General features: G+C 36.9%; 16 protein-coding genes. 6 read left to right on the top strand and 10 right to left on the bottom strand.

Translation table 11 applies throughout. The annotated features are described in order from the left end of the window. Positions 1–143: 143 nt before the first annotated feature. Positions 144–1,142 carry a hypothetical protein gene (locus GQR56_RS19660; RefSeq protein ID WP_166114730.1) on the bottom strand — a complete coding sequence of 333 codons (999 nt, stop codon included), beginning with the start codon at positions 1,140–1,142 and terminating at the stop codon, positions 144–146. Positions 1,143–1,439: 297 nt separating this feature from the next. On the opposite strand from GQR56_RS19660, the gene GQR56_RS19655 reads away from it, so the two are divergent. Next, entirely contained in the window at positions 1,440–2,108 is a 669-nt protein-coding gene (locus GQR56_RS19655; protein ID WP_166114728.1) for a hypothetical protein, read from the top strand. 94 nt (positions 2,109–2,202) lie between these two features. Here the strand turns inward: GQR56_RS19655 and GQR56_RS19650 are convergent, their stop codons facing one another. The 4 genes from GQR56_RS19650 to GQR56_RS19635 form a co-directional block, all read right to left on the bottom strand. Next, complete coding sequence (locus tag GQR56_RS19650; protein WP_166114727.1) at positions 2,203–2,796, bottom strand: DUF4303 domain-containing protein; 594 nt, start codon at positions 2,794–2,796, stop codon at positions 2,203–2,205. Between the two features lie 135 nt (positions 2,797–2,931). Continuing rightward, a complete protein-coding gene (locus tag GQR56_RS19645; RefSeq protein ID WP_166114722.1) occupies positions 2,932–3,864 on the bottom strand; it encodes an exopolyphosphatase in 933 nt (310 codons plus the stop codon). Positions 3,865–4,005: 141 nt separating this feature from the next. Next, positions 4,006–5,454: a dihydrolipoyl dehydrogenase gene (locus GQR56_RS19640; protein WP_166114719.1), complete on the bottom strand. Its 1,449-nt coding sequence runs from the start codon at positions 5,452–5,454 to the stop codon at positions 4,006–4,008. Between the two features lie 68 nt (positions 5,455–5,522). Next, complete coding sequence (locus tag GQR56_RS19635; RefSeq protein WP_166114716.1) at positions 5,523–6,257, bottom strand: glutathione peroxidase; 735 nt, start codon at positions 6,255–6,257, stop codon at positions 5,523–5,525. 112 nt (positions 6,258–6,369) lie between these two features. Here GQR56_RS19635 and GQR56_RS19630 point away from each other — a divergent pair, with 112 nt between their 5' ends. Further along, on the top strand, positions 6,370–7,269 hold the full coding sequence (locus GQR56_RS19630) for a LysR substrate-binding domain-containing protein (RefSeq protein ID WP_166114713.1): 900 nt from the start codon (positions 6,370–6,372) through the stop codon (positions 7,267–7,269). On the opposite strand, the gene GQR56_RS19625 is transcribed toward GQR56_RS19630, so the two are convergent. Continuing rightward, positions 7,266–8,459, bottom strand: a complete 1,194-nt coding sequence (locus GQR56_RS19625) for a flagellar assembly protein FlgT (protein ID WP_024611939.1) — start codon at positions 8,457–8,459, stop codon at positions 7,266–7,268. The two genes, GQR56_RS19630 and GQR56_RS19625, sit on opposite strands and share 4 nt — an antisense overlap. 140 nt (positions 8,460–8,599) lie before the next feature. Between GQR56_RS19625 and GQR56_RS19620 the strand changes: the two genes are divergently transcribed. From GQR56_RS19620 to GQR56_RS19610, 3 genes are all read left to right on the top strand, one after another. Continuing rightward, positions 8,600–9,058, top strand: a complete 459-nt coding sequence (locus GQR56_RS19620) for an LPP20 family lipoprotein (protein ID WP_024611940.1) — start codon at positions 8,600–8,602, stop codon at positions 9,056–9,058. Positions 9,059–9,501: 443 nt separating this feature from the next. After that, positions 9,502–10,065, top strand: coding sequence for a transglutaminase-like cysteine peptidase (locus GQR56_RS19615; protein ID WP_231613147.1), 564 nt, complete (start codon positions 9,502–9,504; stop codon positions 10,063–10,065). Beyond that, positions 10,065–12,023, top strand: coding sequence for a LapD/MoxY N-terminal periplasmic domain-containing protein (locus tag GQR56_RS19610; RefSeq protein ID WP_166114707.1), 1,959 nt, complete (start codon positions 10,065–10,067; stop codon positions 12,021–12,023). The genes GQR56_RS19615 and GQR56_RS19610 overlap by 1 nt, the downstream gene beginning before the upstream one ends. 119 nt (positions 12,024–12,142) lie before the next feature. Here the strand turns inward: GQR56_RS19610 and GQR56_RS19605 are convergent, their stop codons facing one another. Genes GQR56_RS19605 through GQR56_RS19590 form a run of 4 tightly spaced genes read right to left on the bottom strand, consistent with a single transcriptional unit; the run spans position 12,143 to position 18,264 of the window. After that, complete coding sequence (locus GQR56_RS19605) at positions 12,143–12,730, bottom strand: response regulator transcription factor (protein ID WP_166114704.1); 588 nt, start codon at positions 12,728–12,730, stop codon at positions 12,143–12,145. 25 nt (positions 12,731–12,755) lie between these two features. Further along, positions 12,756–14,177, bottom strand: a complete 1,422-nt coding sequence (locus GQR56_RS19600; RefSeq protein WP_166114701.1) for an HlyD family type I secretion periplasmic adaptor subunit — start codon at positions 14,175–14,177, stop codon at positions 12,756–12,758. Beyond that, on the bottom strand, positions 14,174–16,312 hold the full coding sequence (locus GQR56_RS19595; RefSeq protein ID WP_166114692.1) for a type I secretion system permease/ATPase: 2,139 nt from the start codon (positions 16,310–16,312) through the stop codon (positions 14,174–14,176). The genes GQR56_RS19600 and GQR56_RS19595 overlap by 4 nt, the downstream gene beginning before the upstream one ends. A 59-nt stretch (positions 16,313–16,371) precedes the next feature. Further along, the gene (locus GQR56_RS19590) at positions 16,372–18,264 is read right to left on the bottom strand and encodes a TolC family outer membrane protein (RefSeq protein ID WP_166114690.1); all 1,893 of its coding nucleotides are present in this window, start codon (positions 18,262–18,264) and stop codon (positions 16,372–16,374) included. A 229-nt stretch (positions 18,265–18,493) separates the two neighbouring features. Here GQR56_RS19590 and GQR56_RS19585 point away from each other — a divergent pair. Then, the coding region (locus GQR56_RS19585; RefSeq protein WP_166114688.1) for a retention module-containing protein at positions 18,494–21,330 on the top strand (2,837 nt) is incomplete at its 3' end.

The following is a 21,330-nucleotide window of genomic DNA, read 5'->3' as shown; positions in this document are numbered from 1 at the left end:
GAATTATCATTCCATGCTCGCTTTAGCATTTACTATGATGTGGCTACCAATGTGGGCTGATTAATATATATACTACAAAGATCAACAGCCCCTAGATTAAGTCATTCTTTTTTGTACTTTAACGTCACATTATTAATCTGCTATTAAAATTTACGAACTAACTCTTGAACATGTGGATCTGACGAGCCATAACTTACTATAAATACATCGAGATCTGCGTATTCGTATAACTTTAATGAGCGCTCAATTGCAGTCATAATCCACTCTCGCTCATTACCAAATACACCGCCGCCGATAAGTGTTAGGTAGACTTTATTATTGCCTGTTTTTTCAGCGTTTAAAATAGCTGAGCATAGTGTCGCTTCGTAAGATGCTTCTAAAATCAGTTTAGCAAAATCTGCCCATAAAACGGGTGATATTTGTGAGTAAGCAACAGGTAGGGCAGAGCAGTAAACCTGAGTAACGGTTCGTTTTAAATCATTGAGTGTTACTTCAGTATTCCACTGTACGCCTATGCGTAATAAACTTCTTAGTTCATCACGTTCTGATTCAGTCGCTAATTTTAGTTTTGCATTTATTGCTGTTAGGCCATCTGCTGATGCTAAAACATAGCCATTTTTCATTTCCCAAAGGCGGTCGTTTTTATTACCTAGTGCAACACCTATTTCAGTTAGGCAGTCTATTTGATTGTTAGAAGTTTGACCAATTTCACCGTTAACGTTTGCAAAGTAGTTACGATAAATAGTGCCTGCGCCGGCAGCAATTGCACAAGCGGGTCCTTGTGTTCGGTCGTACTCATAGCCATCGATGCCTTGCTCTGGTGTAACATTTGGAGAGACCATTTCTAACAGATTAAATTGTGAGGCAACTTGAAATAATGCCCCTATGTTCGCTTCGTCGGTATGCAGGTCTTGAACATTGGCAACTATTTCGCGAAGAGATGTTTTTGTATTTAGCTCTTTGTCGCAACTAACGTGGCTAACACGACTACGTAGTTTTTCTAGTGTTGGTGTTTCTAGCAAGCCGCAAAAGAATTCTTTTTGGTTTACTAGCGATTTTAATATATTCCCTTTAACGGATAAGTTTTTACGGACTTGTGTAGGGGATTGCTCACTAAAACCGGTTAGTTTTTCAAACCACATTTAAAGCTCCTTAAATGGCATAATTAATTACGTTGTTTATAACGTATATATTCTAAAAATGAAAAGTACTTATTTTTCAAACGTTGTAGATAAATACAGTCTTTAGCTATGTAATCTTCTTGCTCGTTTTTATATTTTTGGGTATGAATTAATTCTAACGTTTAAAATTAAAGGATAAATCCCTATAAAATATGAATTGATTACAGCTTTAAGTTATCATAAACAGGTCTACAAAGGATGGTTGATAGCTCACCATTTTATTAAAAATATTAGCTCTAAAAATGCAAGGACAGAAAAGTGATAGACAAGACGATACTTATATCTTTAGTTGCCGCGTTAACAATTACGTTATCGGGGTGTGCGTCTAAGGCGCCTAAATCTCAATACATTACTATTTCTACTCCTGTATTAAATAAAATTTCAGAAACAACGATTGGCTCAAAACTGTTCACTCAAACAACGGGAACTTACGCCGAGACGATTGCTGTGGAGCCTTTTAAAGCCTATTATGGTGGTGTATCGAACCGAACTGTATTTTATAAAAGTGCAGGGGCTACTTTTGAATCGAATAATGATTCTGCTGTGAGTATTAACAATAGTTTTGGTGAGCCATTACGTAACCAAAATTATGTGCAGTATGAGCCAGAAAAAAATGAGTTATGTATCGATTTAATGATTTGCTTTGATGACACAATAATTGATTTTGTTTATTCTCCAGAGAAGTCATTAACGGTTAGAAAAGATGCCTTACAGCACATCATTGAATATAATGGAAAAATAGGACGCATTCTTAATTTTACATACCGAGAATTTAACGAGTCTATGACCCATAAACCGTTTTCAGAAGATTTTACGATGGATTTAGGTGAAGGTAATAACCTGGTTTATAAAGGCGCTTTAATTGAAGTAATTGGAGCATCAAAGAGTACAATTAAATATAAAGTGATATCCAATTTTAATGACTGATTTTTGTGTTATGGGTCATAAATCTATTGATGCTAAGTTGTTGAGTATGCTTTTTTAGTTAAGCATACCTTTTTATTTAGTAACGCTGTGCTGTTTAACTAAAGGCGTTTAAAACTTCTTGCTCGCATTTTTCACGTTCTGCAATCATAGCTTCAAAGTCAGCTTGAATTTGTGTTAAAACGGCTGGTGGATTAAGTCGTTTGATTCTTTTAAATTGAATACTTTCTTCTTCGTCATAGGCAAGTATTGCTAAAGTGACTTTTTCGCGTTCAATACCGTTTGAAAACATGCCTTCGGCATCTAATTGCACCAGCACTTTTTCCATTGTTGCAAGCCATTGGTGCCAATTATCCATCGCTTCTATATCTGATTGAAAAAAATCGATGCTATTTTCTAATTTTTGACATTCCGCAGTTGTTTCATCAAAGTATTCAGAGTAATCCTCAAGTGTGGGGTAGTCTTCGGGGTTCCATTTAGCCATGTAAAAACTGCTTACATCGTTGTCGTATTCTTCTTCAAATACTTCTTTTAAATCCGATAAGGTATTAAACATTGGCAGTAGTGAGTAGCTACCTGTGTGGTAAAACCCCATTACATAAAGATCGTCACCATATTTTTGTATGATATTTTTAAATGCTTTTTTTGTATCTTGATAAAGTGTTTGTTCGAAGTTTTTAGTATCTAACATAAAATGGTAATTCCTTTTATGACTACTGAAATTGATATGAGAGGGTGGTGGCGTGATATAAATTCACTCTACCAAAATAAAACAAATGAGTAATAACCAGAGCTATTACTCTGGCTATTGTAAGCTTATTTTATATTAACCATCACTTGTAATTGTATCAATTAATTCGCTAAGTACGGCTTCGGCTTTGCTGGTTTCTACTTGGCAAGTACCTGCATTTAAGTGGCCCCCGCCATTATATTTAAGACACAGTTCGCCAACATTAGTATTTGATGTGCGGTTAGTAATTGATTTACCTACGGCATACACTACGTTTTGCTTTTTAAGGCCCCACATTTTATGAATAGAGATGTTGCAGTCGGGGTACATGGCATAAATAACAAAGCGGTTTGTGGCGTAAATAGTTTCTTCTTGGGTTAAATCAAGTACCACTAAGTTTTTGTGGACCGTTGCGCATTGAGTAATTTGCTCTTTGGCTTTTTCGTTATGCTCGTTATATAAAGCAACACGTTCGGCTACGTCTTCCATTTGTAAAATGCTTTCAATGCTTTGATCTTTACATGCATCAATAAGTTTCATCATTAGTTGGTAGTTTGAAATTTTAAACTCGCGGAAACGACCAAGCCCCGTGCGCGCATCCATAATAAAGTTCATTAGCACCCAATCAGTTGGGTTGAGAATTTCGTCTTTTGAAAACTGAGCGGCGTCGCCTTTATCTACAGCATCCATCATTTCAACAGAAATGTTAGGAAGCTTTTCAGCACCGCCGTAATAGTCATAAACTACGCGTGCTGCTGATGGCGCGTCTGGGTCAATAATATGGTTTTTAATATCGCTTGAGTTACGTACGGTTTCGCTAAGATGATGGTCAAATGCTATATGGCAACCTGCAACGTAGGGAAGATTGGTAGTAATGTCGTTTTCGGTAATGTCTATTTTACCATCTTGCATGTCTTTTGGGTGTACAAACAAAATATCGTCAATTAGGTCTAAGTCTTTAAGCAATACGGCACAAACTAAGCCATCAAAATCGCTGCGAGTAACTAGTCTAAATTTATTATTGGGCATAGCTATTCCATTATTTAATTTAATTATCAATTAAGTGTAACAGCTAAAATATTTTTTGAGAGGCCTGCTTTAAAAAATTATAAAAAAAGCCAAAACAAATGTTTTGGCTTTTACTTAGCAAGTTTGTATGTGATGAGTAGGTTATGCGCCTGGACCACATTCCATACATGAGTTTACAATGTCTGGACCAAATTTAAGTTTGGCGTTTAAGTCACGAAGAGCAGTACGTAATCCTTCTTCAATTACTGGGTGGTAAAATGGCATGTCGAGCATTTCAGGTACGGTCATTTTATTTTGAACTGCCCATGCTAGTAAGTGAGCAATATGTTCAGCTTGTGGCCCAATAAATTCAGCACCTAAAAATAAGCCTGTGCCTTGTTCTGCGTATACACGCATATGACCTTTGTTTTTAAGCATTACACGGCTTCGACCTTGGTTTTCAAAGCTTACTTCACCTACTTCAAAACAACCACATGGGCCTAAACGGTCGGTAATTTGTTTAAAGCTTTCGCCTACCATCGCTATTTGTGGGTCGCTAAATACGGCTGCAATTTTAGCTCTGCGCAAGCCTATACGTACATCTGGGAAGCGGCCTGCATTTTGTCCTGCAATAGTGCCTTGATCAGATGCTTCATGTAGCAATGGGATCATGTTACTTGCGTCGCCCGCTATAAATATATTTGACTCGCCACATTGCATTGTGTGCGGGTCAGCATTCGGTACGCCGCGTTCGTCAAGTTCAATACCCGTGTTTTCAAGGCCTAGTTTATCTACGTTAGGTACTCGGCCTGTGGCTGCAAGTACGTAGTTAAACTGTTCGGTGTGTTTTTCACCTTGTTTGTCGGTGTAAGTTAGCTGTGCTTTGTCGCCAACTTGCATCATGTCAGATACGTTTGAGTCGGTATCTACAAAAAATTCTTGAGCAAAAACAGTGTTTGCATAATCTCTTACTACCGGGTCTGTAAGTGGACCGATAGCACCGCCTACACCAAATAGTTTTACATTTACGCCTAATCGGCTAAGTGCTTGACCAATTTCTAAGCCTATAACACCTGGGCCAAATACAGCGACTGATTCTGGTAAGTCATCCCAATCAAATACGTCGTCGTTTATAATAAGTTTGTCACCAAAGTTATTAAATACACCTGGGTATGAAGGGCGTGAGCCGGTTGCAATGACAAAGCGTTTAGCGGTAATAATTGTGTGGTCGTCTATTTGCATGCGATTTGCATCTAAAAACTTAGCGTAACCACGAATTTTATCTACGTCTGGTAATTCATCAACGGCTTCTACTACAAATCCTGCAAAACGATCTCGCTCACTGCGTACTCTTGCCATTACGGCTTTACCATCAATGACTGGCTTTGAGCTATGTACACCAAATGCAGGAGCCATTTCAATTGAGTGTGCTGCTTCTGCTGCGGCAATTAATAACTTACTTGGCATACAACCTACACGTGCGCACGTTGTGCCGTATGGACCAGATTCGATCATTAATACGTTTTGTGTGAACTGTTTAGCATTACGATAAGCACTTAAACCAGCAGTACCTGCGCCAATAACAACAACATCGGTTTGCAATTCTTTCATAGCGTTTTTCCTTTAATAAATAGGGGCTTAAAGCCCCTATTTTTACCTATTTAAACTAGATATTTAATTTACTTATTAGCAAAGTACTTTTCTAAATCGTCTGAACCGCCAATGTGTTTACCACCAATAAATATTTGTGGAACAGTTTCACGACCAGATACCGCTTTAAGGCTTGTTAGTGATGCGCCTGTGCCCATTACAATTTCTTCAAACGCGAAGCCTTTTTCTGTAAGTAGCTCTTTTGCTTTTTTACAAAATGGACAGCTAGGTTTAGTGAAAATGCTCACAGGCTCTGGCTTAGCTTGTTTAGGATTAATGTAATCTAGCATTGTGTCTGCGTCTGATACTTCAAACGGGTCACCTGGTAAATCTGGTTCGATGAACATTTTTTCAATCACACCGTCTTTAACAAGCATAGAGTATCTCCAGCTACGTTTACCAAAACCAAGGTCGTTTTTATCTACTAACATACCCATGCCGTCAGTAAATTCGCCGTTACCGTCTGGTAATAAAGTGATATTTTGTGCTTCTTGAAATTCTGCCCATGCGTTCATAACAAATGTATCGTTTACAGATAAACATACTATTTCATCAACGCCGTTTTGCTTAAGTACACCAGCTAATTCGTTGTAGCGTGGTAAATGAGTTGATGAACATGTTGGTGTAAATGCACCTGGTAGTGAAAACACTACAACAGTTTTACCTTTAAAAACTTCATCTGTAGTTACCGATTTCCATTCGTCGTTTTGACGAGTTGCAAATGTAACGCTTGGGATTGTTTGACCTTCAATATTCTTTAACATAATTTTTGTTCCTCTTGATTTGTTGATAGCCATTATGGCGAATAATTAAATATAGTTCTAATCGTTTGTTTGTATTAAACTGATAGCTATAAACTATCAGGTTGGGATGAACATGAACTTAAAAGATTTTGAGTATGTAAAAGCAATAGCGCAATACAAGCATTTTCGCAAAGCCGCCGATGCATGTTTTGTTAGCCAGCCTACATTAAGTGGTCAAGTAAAAAAACTAGAACAAGAGCTCGGTGTTACTTTATTTGACCGCTCAACTAAGCAAGTTACCTTAACTGCAAAAGGTGCTCGTTTATTGACGCAAATAGAAATTATTTTAGAACAAACGCAAATACTCAAAGAGCTTGCGGCAACCTCTAACGAACCTCTGCAAGGTAAATTAACCATTGGTATTATTCCTACCATCGCGCCTTACTTGTTGCCTGCGTTGTTAACATCAATGAAAGCCGCTTTTGTTGATAGTCAGTTTTCGTTTGTTGAAATGCAAACTGCGACCATTTTAGAGGCACTTAATAGTGGTCAGCTCGATTTTGCAATTTTGGCTGATGTGCCAGAGCTTAAAAATTACCATACTGTTAATTTGTACAAAGAAGACTTTTTAGTTGCGGTATCAAACGATAATGCTCTTTCTAAACATAAAAAAGTAGCACTGAGTGACCTACAAGGTTGTAGCCTCTTAATGTTAAGTGATGGTCATTGCTTTAAAGATCAAGCCCAAAAGTTTTGTTTTTCTGCTGGGGTCGATGTGTCTAATCAATATCAGGGGAATAGTTTAGAAACATTACTTGCATTAGTCGCTATGGATGATGGTATTACATTTGTACCAAAACTGGCTTGTAATGACCGTATGGGGGTTAATTATTTACCTATATTTCCTAACCAGCAACGTAATGTTGTGTTTGCTTGCAGAAAACATTACCCACACTTATTAGGTGTTGAGCAATTAGGTGAGTGGTTATCGGCTCACCCTAATTTAAAAGCTAAATTGACTGAAAAAATCTAAAGTTCTTGGCTGATTATTTCTACTACATCGTTTATTTGCACACCAGGTAGTGGTTTGTCATCAATACTTACCGCTATTGCTGTTTGTTGGTACAACTGCTCTACACGAATACTGTTAAGAGTGGTTATTTTGTGTGGCATTACATTGCCTGCGGCATCGGTTAAATAGTTATGGTGGGCAATGCTTAATAGTTGTCCTTTTTGTAAACCATGTGCTTTACCTAAATTAATAACTATTTTACTGTTTTCCATATGCATAATTTTACCCTGAGTGGGTAGGCACGCCATAACCGATTGTAAGTCGTAACTTAAGGTTTGGTTAATGTCGGTAATACTTTGTCCAAAAGGTGATTCCCAAAAAGCATTACTATTTACATCTACAATTTTTGTTTTTTCAAATGGCCAAATAGCCTGACTTTGATAGCTATTTTGCCAAAGCTGTTCGTAAGTTGTGCCATCAAATAACGTAAATTCTATTTGATAGTTTCGCTTATAGGTTTCGTCTTGCCAAAAAGCATAATCGTTATTGAGTTTATTGCTGGTGGATAAATTAGTTATTTGACTGAGCAAAACATATTGTGCGTTGCTACGTGATGATATTTCTTCTAACTGCGTATTTGAATAATCGTGTTGTTGAGTAAAATATTTATCAACTTTAATAGCGTTATTAAAATAGGCAACAGGGACTGCACTCATTTTTGATTTTTGTAATGAGGTAAATATTTTTTTACTTACTGCTTTGTTTATGTCAAATATTTGACCCATCATCGCTTGCTCACGATGATTCAATTGGCTTTGTGTTACTGCTACAAATTTATTAAAGCTACTTTGCGGACATTGCTCAGCCTGAGCAAAAATATCGAGGCGTAACGTAATGGCAAATTTATCATTGTATTGATTCTCGCTGATCAGCTCTATTTTTTGTATTTCGCCATGGCTACTAATTTTAAGTTGATCTTGCATCAACACGCCATCTACCAAGGTTTGCACTGAGCTTACGCGTGCGCCAGAAAACACAAGAGCTTGCGTGATAGCATCTTTTATTGCTGCTGATTTAGCGGCGCTCGTATCACCACTTTTAATTTGAGCGTGACCAGTCGATTCGTACCATTGGGCTTTTGTAAAAGCCGAAAACGTTAATAAAGCAGTTGCACTTAATCCTGCAAATGCCAATGATAAAAACGACTTCATACTCTTACTCCAATTAAACGTTAGCTAGTAAAGTGTTAGAGCAAGGACTGTACCAATATTATATAAGTGTTATTGGTTGTATTATAAATGGCATCAAACGTGCATATATTTGAGTAATTAATATATAAGGGCTATGTGCTATGCGAGTAATATCGTTACTTATTACGCTTGGGTGTTTAACTTTAAGCGGTTGTAGCAGCATGTTTGATAAACATGTTGAATATAACTATGTAGAACCAAATAATTACCCCGTTTTAAAAGCAATAGGGTATGCACCTATAAGTTTACAAAATGGCGCTAACAATTCGCAAAAGCAATTAATGGCTATTAAAGCCTCAAAATTAGAAGCGTACAGAGAACTAACTGAGCAAGTTTATGGGCAAAAAATTACCGCAGGCACAAATGTTGCGGGCTCTATTGCACAAGATGACTACTTACAAAGTAAAGTGCAGGGTATTATTAAAGGCGCGCAAATTATAAAAACGTATGCTGTGGATGATACGTATGTAACCGAGCTTGAATTAAATATGAAGCGCGTACACGACTTATACATAAGCGAAATTAAGCCGCGTGAAGTTAAAAAAGTTACTTATTATTAGGGGCTATTTTATCTCTATAAGAAAGGGCGTTTATGTCTGCTCGGTGCTTATATGTTGTGGTTGGCTATTTTCGAAGTAATTAGGGTGGATAAATTTTGTATTACTTTAAATTAAATACCTTGCTGTGAATCTAATTATTATATTTTAAGTTTTTTAGTAATACGTTTAAAAGTTTATTCAAAATATCTCCTCCTTTTATATTGAGTGCTATGCTGTTGTTAAGGATTAATTTTTAAGCAGACAACGCAGTGCTCAATAAGTATTTTTTATTTCCTCTGTTATTAAAAATGATAGTGTAAATGGCGTTTAAGCCAACCTATTCTTATTTTTATTTTATCTCCTGGTGCACAGCTAATTTGTGCTATCTACTGCTGTTTTTTATACTCTCCAGCGGCGTTTTTGCGAGCCGTGTAAATATTCAATTTAATATGTTCATAGAGTTAATGGGTAAAAAATATGGTGCGGACCGCGCTGATGTTGCCCGTAACTGGCAGAGCATGTTAATACAAGCTCAAAGTAAACCAGAGAATCAACAAATACTCATGGTGAACGATTTTTTTGCACGTAATCTGCGCTATCAAACTGATATTTTATTGTGGAAACAAAGCGATTACTGGGCAACCCCTTTAGAAACCTTAGGTAGGGGCTTGGGTGATTGCGAAGATTATGCAATAGCAAAATATGTAAGCTTAAGGGCTTTGGGCGTGAGTGACGATAAGTTACGACTTATATACGTTAAAGCTAAAATAGCGGGTACAAACAAAACACAAGCGCATATGGTTTTGGGTTATTTTACTACGCCAAATGCGCAACCGCTTATTTTAGATAGTTTAATTATAAAAGTACTGCCTGCTGCAAAGCGTGTAGATTTAAGCCCTGTTTTTAGTTTTAACAGCCAAGGTTTATGGGCAAATAATTCAACCAAAAGTGTCGCTAGCCCAACAGCAAGATTATCGCGCTGGCGTAAAGTTTTGGAGCAGACAACGCAAGAAGGGGTTATGTGGTAATGGCATCATTTTCCTTATTTAAATATTTAAAAAAGAGAAAAATAACATTAAGGCAAGAGCTATGGATTGCGCTTTTAATTGTTATTTTTGTTGGCTTTATTAGTAGTGTTTTAATTAGTACAAACTCAGCTAAAAATTATTTTTCTACTCAGCTTTATTTAAAAAATGTAGATAATGCCAGTTCGCTCGCGTTAATGATAAGCCAGTTAGATAAAGACCCAGTTGAGCTTGAGCTATTGGTGTCAGCAACTTTTGATACAGGCCATTACAAACGTATTGAACTACAAAGCCCAAGCTCAGAGGTTATAGTTAAGCGTACTTTTGAAGATGATCTTGAGATTATGGCTCCAAAGTGGTTTAAATTTTTGTATCAACTTAATGTTTTACCTGGTGTAGCGCAGGTTAATGATGGTTGGCAGCAATTTGGAACGCTTTATGTAGAAAGTCATAGTCAGTATGCCGAACAAGCCTTATGGCAAAGTGCATTAAAACTATTTTTTAGTTTTTTAATTGTTGCTGTACTCGCGTGTATTGTAAGTGCTTACTTTTTACAAAGAATACTTAAACCATTGGATGATGTGGTTTATCAAGCAAATGCATTTGGTGAAAAGCGCTTTATAAAATCGACAGTGCCGCGCACTTTTGAATTTGCGCATTTGGTGCAGTCAATGAACCAGTTATCAACTCGCTTTAGCCGTATTATTAAAGAAGATAATATACGTTTAGAAGAACTAAGGTTTAAATCACAGCATGATGAACTTACCGGTTTAGCTAATCGAGAATACTTTTGTGCAACACTTGAAGCACATTTACAAAAGTCAAAAGACTATGCGCATGGTGCTTTATTTTTATTTAGAGTCATTAATTTAGATAAAATGAATGAAAAAATAAGCGATGTTGAAATGGTTAATTTTTTACGTCGTTTTTCTCAAGTGCTTGTTCAATTTTTAGAGTTGAACGAATCTCATGCATCAGAAAACTATATTGCGCGTATTTCTAATAGTGATTTTACAGTTTTGTTTAGCGATGTAGACGATATTCAAGTATTGAGTGAACAAGTGTTAAAGCTACACGAGTCATTTATTAAAGAGTATAAAAGTATTGAATTAACAATCCCTCATAGCTGTACTTACATTGAAAAAGAAGACACTCGGTTTGATGTATTAAAGCGTGTAGATGAGCTTTTAACATCAGCAGATAAAAAGCCTGGTGTTAAAGTAAAAGTAATCGAAAAACCTAAGAGTCCAGAGTTGTTTGATGATGCTCTAAGCTGGAAAAATGCAATTGAAACTGCATTAAATAATAAAACGTTAAAAATTATTGTACAGCCCGTAACTTGTTTTACAGGGCAGTTGATACAAAACCAGTTAAGGCTTAGTTTGGAGTTTGAGGGGCAGTTTTATCGAGCAAGCTATTACTATCAATGGGCGAATAGGTTGAAGCTATTAGCGAGGCTTGATTGGGGGCTAATAAAGCAGCTAGTTATTCAGTATTGCGACGAACCGCCTAAAGAACTTATTTCAATTGAACTGTCGTCGCAAACATTACTTGATGATGCTGCTCTTGCAGCTGTACTCACTTATTTGTCGGCATTTCCTAGTTTATCAAAAAACATTTGTTTTGATATACGCGAGAACATAGCTGTTAGTGAAATAGAAATATTTAAAAGCTTTTGCGAAGAAGCGCGATGTATTGGGGCAAAAGTCGCCTTAAAACGAGTAGGTCCTGAGTTTACTAAAATCAAAAACATTCACGAATTTGGATTAGAAATGATTAAAGTAGACAGTGTTTATGGGCATAATATTAGTTACAGTCAAGATAACCAAACCTTTTTACGAGGTGTATGTACGCTTGCTCATTCAATTGGTATTAAGGTGGTAGCTCAAGGCGTTACAAACCAAGATGATTTAGATACGTTAATTAACTTAGGTTTTGATGGGGTAATTAATGAGGAATAACTTAGCTTTAATTAAAAACAGCCCTTTAATTTAATATTGTTATTTTAAGCACTTATCGTTAAAGCAAAGTAGCCAGCTTTAATACTGGCTACAGATTGTTAGTTAAAATGCTAAGGGGGTTAGTTGCCTTTTACAACTAGCATTAACTGTATTCGGTCTCGTACTTTTAATTTATTAAAAATAGAACCCATATGTTCTTTTATTGTACGCTCTGTGATACTGAGAGATTGTGCTGCTTGTTTGTTAGTTGCCCCAGTTACCACAATATCAACAACTTGGCGTTCGCGTTTAGTTAATACGTCAAGGTTGCATGTATGGCTATAATTAAAATTAGCCTTTGATAAAGCGCCAACCAAATTAGAAAGTAGCTGACCTGGTATCCATGTAGCATCAGAGCAAATTGTTTCTAATACTTGTTCAATAATTACTTTACTAGCAAGCGCTTCTACATAGCCTCTCGCTCCTGCTTGTAATGCCATTCTTAGTTCGTCTATGTCTAAGTTATTTGTCATCACAATGACGGGAAGGCGCTGTTGTGTATACTTTTTAACTATAGTTAGCCAATCAGGTGTATTAGCTAAAATCCATATAATATTAGACGCAGCTACTCTGTTTGGCTCTTTTGTACACACAATACAACCAGGGAATGCACTATGCCAGTGCTTAGATTCAAATTCAGGTTGTGTAATAAAGATACTTTGACGCATTATTTCTCCATTATTAAAAATGCTTTTAACGCTCTGTCATTGCTAGTGATGTTGCTCTTAGTACTGGTTTTAATAGGTACTCAAGTACTGTTTTTTTACCGGTAATAATATCTACTTGTGTAGTCATTCCCGGAATAATTGTCAGTTCTTTAGAGAAGTTGTTTTTGGTTGTTTTTAGCTGTACTAAGTAAAATGTGTTTTCACGATCATCGGTAATTGTATCTGCACTAATATGCAGTACTTCGGCTTCTAAACCGCCGTATACAGCAAAGTCATAGGCACTAAATTTAATCATTGCTGGTTGTCCAGGGCGTAAAAAAGCAATGTCTTTAGGGGGGATTTTTGCTTCTACAACAAGTTGATCATCCAATGGAACAATTTCCATAACGTCACTCCCTGGTTGTAAAATACCTCCTACGGTATTAACGAGTAATCGTTGTACTGTGCCTTTGACTGGAGATCTAATTTCGGTTTGGGTCACTTTATCGGCTAAACCAGATTCGGTCTCTTTAATAGAATCTAAGCGTAATAATGCTTCTGAGAGCTCGTTGCTCCAGCGGTTTATCATTGTGAGCTCAACTTCGGTTACCTTATTTTTAGCTTCATTAATTGCCGAGACACTACGGTTTATTACTGCTTTAGTTCGATTTATTTCACCATTTAAATCGACTATTTGGCGTTCTAAACGAATAATATCAATATCAGAAATAGCACCAGTGCGAAGCAGTGGTCGTGTTACTTTTAACTCTCTGTTTGTTAAACGAAGAGCACTTGTATGCTGCTGAAGCGCTGCTTTAGCTTCAATATGATCTTGTTGGCGCTGCTCTAGCTGACGTTTTTGTATAGTAATTTGTTGCTCTAACTCTTGGCTGTTACTTAAATAAAGAGCGCGCTCGTGTAGTACCGCCCTAGGTGCATTTTTAATTATTTTATCTGTAAAAATAAGATCCTTTTTTTGAGTGAGCGCTTGTAAGCGTGCTACTTTTGCACTTAATGATTCTACCTTTGATTGGTTTTCTCTAAAGTTAGAAATAAAGCGAGTAGGGTCTATTTTAATAAGTACATCACCTACGTTAACAATTTGCCCTTCTCGAACATTTATTGTTTCAACCATTCCGCCGTCATAAGATTGTATTAGCTGTAATTTATGTGATGGAATTACTCTACCTTCTCCGCGCGCCACTTCATCTAGGTCAGCAAAAGCAGACCATACAACTAAACATATAAATGCTAAGCAAATTAAATAGAGTAGCAGCCTTGCGCTGGCAGGCTCTTGTTGCATTTTTTCCCACTGGGCATCAACTATCCAATCTTGTGAGTTTGGAGGTGAAAACCAGCCTTTAAATAAGCCATTGAATACCGAAGGTTTACCACGCTTGCTCGCTTCAATGGCTTTACTTACAGATTCAAAAGAGCGTTGTTCGAGTGGTTTTTTGTTATCACTCATGAGGCTTGCTCCACTGACTGGTTATTTAACGCAGCAATTACTTTTTGCTTTGGACCATCGGCTACAACTTTGCCGTTATCTAATACTATGATTCTATCTACTAATTCCAACAACGAAGAGCGATGGGTAACAACTAATAACGTTTTGTCTTTTGAGCATTTTTTTAAATTATTAATAATCTGATTTTCGCTATTATGGTCAAGCGATGAAGTGGGTTCGTCTAATAGTAAAATAGGGGGATCATTAATAAGTGCTCTTGCCATGCCTACAGCTTGACGCTGCCCACCAGAGAGTTGACGACCTTGCTCACCCACTTGTAAATCGAATCCGTCGGGGTGAGAGTTAATTAAATCGAATAACTGACTCCGCTCGCATGCTTCAATAATTTGCTCATCTTTTGCGTGCCAAGCACTCATAGTAAGATTGTCTTTTAATGTACCAAAAAATAATGCAACACTTTGTGGCACATAACCGATATTGTGACGAAGTTCTGCTGGGTCGATTTGATGAATATCATTGTTATCCATTAAAATAGAGCCAGAGCAGGGATCGTATAAGCCTAAAATTAATTTTTCCAAAGTACTTTTACCAGAACCATTACGCCCCAAAATAGCTACTTTTTCGCCCGCTTTAATTTTAAAACTAACCCCGTTTAGTGCGTTATGAGATTCGTCTGAATATTTAAAGCATACGTCTTTAAATTCAATATCACCTTTTAAAATAGGGTGGCTTAACCAATGTTTTCCTGGAGGGCGCTCTACGTCTTTTTCCATAATTTCGTTAAGTGATTGCATTGCAATTGCAGCATGATGATATTGCGCTAAAACAGCCGCAGATTGACCAATAGGTCCCATAGCACGCGATGACAATAAATAAGCGGCAATAAGCCCACCTTGAGTTAATTCGCCTTCAATAACTAAATGTACGCCAATAATCATAATTATTACGCCTACACATTGCTGTATCCACGATGCCGTATTTGAAATTGAACTTGATACTAAACGGCTTTGTGCATTTATTTGTGCAATGTATATAGTCGACTTTTCCCAAATTGATTGTGTTTTACACTCTGAGTGAAAGCTTTTAACATCTTCAATATTTGTTAGGCTTTCTACAAGTACTGCGTTTCGCATTGAACTTGCTTTCATTGTTTGTTCTGATAAAGCTTCAAGTTTTCTATGTGCGGCAATAGCATAAGTTAATAAAATAAGCGCACCCGCAATTATGGGTAAACTAAGGGGGACACCAATAATGGCGATAACAATTAAATACAATATAACAAATGGTAAATCGACCAGTGCAACAAGGGTTATTGAACTAAAAAAGCTACGTACAGCCTCAAAAGATTGAATGTTACTAGCAAATGAGCCAGCTGATGAGGGGCGATTTTTGAGCTTCATCCCTAGTACTCGTTCCATAATCACGGCCGATACTTTTACATCAATTCTGCTTGCTGCAAGTTCTACAAAGTAGCTGCGTACTAAGCGCAAAACAAAGTCGGCAGTCAGTGCGATTAAAATCCCAATGGCTAATACCCAGAGAGTTTCAACAGCATGATTTGGTACTACGCGATCGTAAACATTCATAACAAAAAGTGGCATTGCAACAGATAAAACACCTAATGCAATTGCCGAAATAATAACGTCTTTATAAAGTGAGCGGCACTCTTTAATTACTCCCCAAAACCATCCGTCTTTTGAGAGTTTTTCGAGTACGGGGGTTCGTTCGTCAAATGCAAATTCGGGTTGTGCATAAATAACTAAGTTGGCACTGTTTTCAGTTAATTCATCAATGTTTTGTTCAATTACAGATTCGGTTAGCTCTGGGTATATAACGCTTACAGTATTATTTTTAAAATTTATGTGGGTAATTACGCAGGCTTGATTATCTTTTAAAATTAAAATAGCAGGGAGTAATGCGGTATTAATTTTTTGTAATGGTTTATTTACTACTTTTGATTTAAAACCGATACGTTTTGCAGCGCGGGAAAATCCTGATGGTGTAAGTATACCCTCAGTTAAAGGGAGTCCATTGAGCAATGCCTCCCGAGAAAACTCTTTATCGTGATGGCGGCATAAAACCGATAAACAATCGACTAATATGCCACCATGATCAAGTACGTCATTCAATTTCATAAACCATCCTCGTTATGAAAGACTGCAGTTTTAGTTGCAGTCTATATAACGTTATTTACTTAATTATCTGTAATAACAGCTTCTATTCTACGATTAGCAGCGTTTGCTTTTACTGATATTTCGTTTATGCGAGGTTGGTCAATACCGTAGCCAAATGATTTAACTCGGGCTGGTTTAATATTAAATTTTTTGATGAGGATTTCTGCAACAGAAAAAGCACGCTTTTCTGATAATTTACGATTATAGTCTTCGTCTCCATCAAGGGATGTGTGACCTTGTATTTCAACTTTTTTATCAGGATTATCTCTTAAAAAATAAGCTAACTTTTCAATTTCCTGAATATACTCATCTCGAACATCACTTGCATCAGCAAAGAAAGGGATACCTATTTCTATTCTTGAGTTACCTTCGTTGTAAATAGTGCAGCCAGACAAATCAACGTTAGTTGATGAGGGAGTACTTGGACATATATCCTGTTTGTTTATTATCCCATCGTTATCATCATCTAGCTTTGCTTTTTTGTCTAAAAAAGTTATACGATTTAATGTTGCGGCTACATCATAACTAGGGCAAATATTTTCTGCATCACGGATAATTGGATCATCAGTTAGTTCTTTTAAAGTTGGGTACTTATCTGACATTACGTGAAGTGTAGGAAGTAATTTACCCATTTCAGTTAGCATTGTTAAAATTGAAGATTGACGCTCGTACACAGTAACTATGTATGAACGATTAGATTGAAAGTATTCATTCTCAGCATCAAGTACATCTAATAAAGTTCGCTGACCTATATCGAATTGATCTTTATAAGCAATTTTAACTTTACTTGACGATATTCTATGTTGATCAAGTATTGGTAATTTTTTTTCAAGAATAATGAGGTTATTATAAGCAATTTGAAGACGTTGACGAATATCAATACATGACGAATCTCTTTGATATTTAGCTATATTAATGTCGGTATAAGCTTGTTTTAAGTTGGCATTATCTAATCCACCATTATATAAATTATAACTTATATCAATACCTACACGGGCTTCTGTTCGTGTTTCGTTTAAACCTAGTTCATCTTTATCTTGTGTTCCATAGCGGGCAGATAAATCTATATTTGGATGAAATGCGGCTTTTTGAGCTTTAGCATTCGCCTTTTTTTCTTCTATATTATACAAAGAGGCGTAAAAAGTAGGGCTGTTTTCATAGGCAATATCGAGAGCTTTACCAATCGAAATAGGTATATTGTCTTCATTTAAGTTTGCGGTTTTTATATTTGGTAACGGTAGCTCACCTACAATTTTTAAATAACGAGCGGTAACGTCATGTAGATTTGCATACTCAGTTAATACATTAGATTGAGCGAGCGATAAGCGACCTGTTATTTGCTCTAAATCTGCGGCTCTTGCTACACCTGCGCTAACGCTTTGTTCAATTTGTTGGTATACCGATTCATGCTCTTTTAAATTGGCTTCAGCAAGTTCAATTAATTCTTTAAATCTTTGCACATCTAAAAATGCTGTGGAGGCATCTAGTGCTGTTCTTTCGGTTTGCGAAAGAAGCTCAAAATATCTAACTAATTGTATGTGCTTAAAGCGATCAACAGTATTAGATGTTCTAAACCCATCGTAAAGCATTTGTGTAACTGTTAGCTCTGCAGTATTTCTGCTATATCCATCCTCAATGCCATAGTTTCTTTTTTCGTATCCGGTGCTTGCAGATGCATCTACACTTGGTAAATACCCTGAACGAGCAGCATCTATACCATAAATGGATGACTTAAAAGCATGCCAAGCTTCTTGAACTTCTGGATTGTTTTCAATTGCTTTATTCGATACATAAGCAAGAGGAGTTGCTTTATCGTTATTAGCGTAGACAAGGCTAGGGAAGTTTACTGTTGTTAATGTTAAACCAATTAATATACTTATATTACGCTTTATTAATGTGTTTTTTTTACTCATTCCTTTCCTATTTTTTTAATACTGAAAATACGCTCCTAAATATTTAGTAAAGAAATTAAAAAAGTGCAAATAGTATTTTAGTAAGCATAAAATAAATTTTATACCACTTTTATATTTTTTTTTTACCCTTTTTTAGAACAAACCTGTACTTGAGTCCAGTACTTAGATTGATTTTGTGTTCTACATTTAAGTTATTAGGTTATTACTTTAAATGTTTGAGGGTGTCTCGATGGAAGCAAATCAATTAGTTATTATTGATATTCAAGGTTCGGCTGGTGTAGTGCAAGGCGATGGTTCGATTAAAGCGCTAAATGTAGGCGATATTATAAATGTAGGTGACTTAGTTGTTACAGCGATTAAATCATCACTGACAATCGATGTACAAGGAGAGTCTTTATCTATTCCCGCGAATCAAAAAGTTAAAATAACACAAGATTTGTTAGCAAAAGAAGGTCGAGATTTAAGCGAAACAACGTTTTTTGACGAAAGTATTGATGATGCAATTGCAAGCTTAAGTGCAACACCAGAAAAAAATGCCGAAGCAGATTCAAGTTCTGATGTAAGTGATTTTTTAGATGCTTTAGCAGGCGAGGGCGATCTTTTAAGTAGTTTAGAGGCAACAGCTGCTGGTGGCTCTAGTAGTTCAGGCGTTGGTGGCGGGAACTCATTTGTACAATTAACGCGTATATCTGAAAGTTTTGATTTTAATAGTATTTCATTCGATTCTGGATTTGAACGAAGTACTAACAATTCTTTTAATGAAGATGATGCTGCAGATGAAATTATATCAGACGAGGTTACATCTGACTTTTCAGCTGGGTCTATTTCATTAAGTGAAGTCGGTATTACTAACTCTTCTCAACCACTTATAACAGGCACAAGTGAAAACTTAATAGGTAAAACTGCAAGAATAACCGTTACCGACGCTGCTGGAAACTCTCAGGTTGTAACTGTTGTAATTAATTTAAATGGTACTTTTGAAACTACTTTACCTAACCCTATTATAGATGGTCCGGTTACGGTATTGGTTGAGGCAACTGACTTTGCAGGGAATTCAGTAAGCGATGGTATCTCTCTTGAAATAGATGCAACAGCTCCTTTAATCATTATTAATCCAATAGCAGACTCTGCATTTCAAATTGTTACAGTTACTGGATTTGTATCAGGTTCACCTGCTGGAAGTAATGTGACGGTTACACTTACAGATAGTACTGGTGAAGTGCAAGTTGTTGATACTCAAGTTGATGCTCAAGGTAATTGGGCTGTCACAACGTCTTCGCCTTTAGCTGAAGGTGAATTTAATGTAAGCGCGGTAGTTACAGATACAGCAGGTAATGAAGCGATCGCTCAAGAAATTGCGAATATTGATTTAACTGCCCCCGTAATTACGGTGAATGTAGTTGATGAATCTAATAACACTACACCATTATTAACAGGAACTACGAGTGGAGTGCCTGAAGGTACCGAAGTAACTATATCTGTAACTGATAATGCTGGTGAGGTGCAAACTTTAACCGCTATAACAGGGTCTGACGGCAGTTGGTCGGTGATTATTAGTGCGCCATTGTCTGAAGGTGCTTTTAATGTTGATGCACTAGTTAGTGACAGTGTTGGTAATCAGGCTTTAGCAAGTGATGCAGGGATAATTGATTTAACAGTTCCAGTTGTAACAATAGATAATATTAATGATACGCAAAATACAACTCCCTTAATAACGGGTAACGTACAAGGAGTACCTGCAGGTTCGATTATTAGTGTTGTAATTACAGATATTAATAACCAAATTCAAACATTACTTACTCAAACTAATACCGATGGTGACTGGTCAGTTGAGGTAACCACATCGTTACCAGAAGGTTTATTTGAAGTAGTTGCAACGGTTAATGATGCTGCTGGTAATCAAGGGCGAGATGATACACAAGGTATAGTCGATTTAACTCCTCCTGATATTTCAATTACTGCGATTACAGATACTAATGATGTAACTCCTACATTTGTTGGGCGTGTAGAAGGTGCCCCAGCAGGAACAGCAATTACAGTTTTAGTAACTGATAGCGATGGTAATTCACAAACATTAACTACTTTGCTTGATGGTAATGGCTCGTGGAGTGTTGAGGTAAACACAGATATACCGGGAGGTATATTTACTGCAATTGCATCGGTTAGTGATTTAGCTGGTAATGAAGGCTCAGCACAAATTGATGGTGAAGTGACATTTTCTCCAGCCTCTATTCAAATAGATTCAATTGCAAATAGTAACGATACCACACCGTTTTTAAGCGGTAATACAGACAATATTTCTACAGGTACAACCGTTGTATTAACAATAACTGCGAGTGATGGTAGTACGTTTAGTTTACTTGCGGTTACTCAAGCGGATGGATCGTGGAGTGCGCAAGTCTCTGAGCCATTACCTGAAGGTGACTTTACTGTTGCAGTTGCGATAGTCGACAATTCAGGAAATGAAGCTCAAGCTAGCATTGTTGGTAATATTGATTTAACCGTAAGTATTAATTTTATTATTGATACTAGCGATACAACACCTTCTATTAGTGGGACTACTCAAGATATAGCCCCTAATTCATTGGTTACAGTTACCTTTACCGGAAATAATGGAGCCACTGAAACAGTTCAAGTTGTTACCGATGCAAATGGTGCTTGGTCTATTGAAGCGAGCAGCGAATTAGTCGAAGGGCAATTTAGTGTTGTTGCAATAGTAACTGATGCAGCAGGTAATACAGCTTCGGCTAGCGAAGTGGGTGAAATTGATTTAACTGCTCCTGAAATTATTATTAGTTTAGCTGATAGCAACGATACCACCCCATTAATTACGGGCTCAGTTACGGGCGAAGGTGCGGGCACAACTGTGACGCTCACCGTCACTGATGCCAGCAATACCGTGCAAACAATCACCACCGAAACCCTCGCAGATGGCAGTTTTAGTGTCGGGGTTACCGACGCATTAGCCGAAGGGGATTACACCCTTGAAATAACCGTTGTTGATGCTGCAGGCAATACCAATACGGTTTCAACCACTGGCACTGTTGATACTGAAGTGCCGGTGAT

It is taken from the genome of Pseudoalteromonas sp. Z9A5, assembly GCF_011378875.1.
Taxonomy (GTDB): domain Bacteria; phylum Pseudomonadota; class Gammaproteobacteria; order Enterobacterales; family Alteromonadaceae; genus Pseudoalteromonas.
The sequence above is the reverse complement of the archived record's forward strand: the minus strand, read 5'-3'. Positions and strand labels throughout refer to the sequence as shown.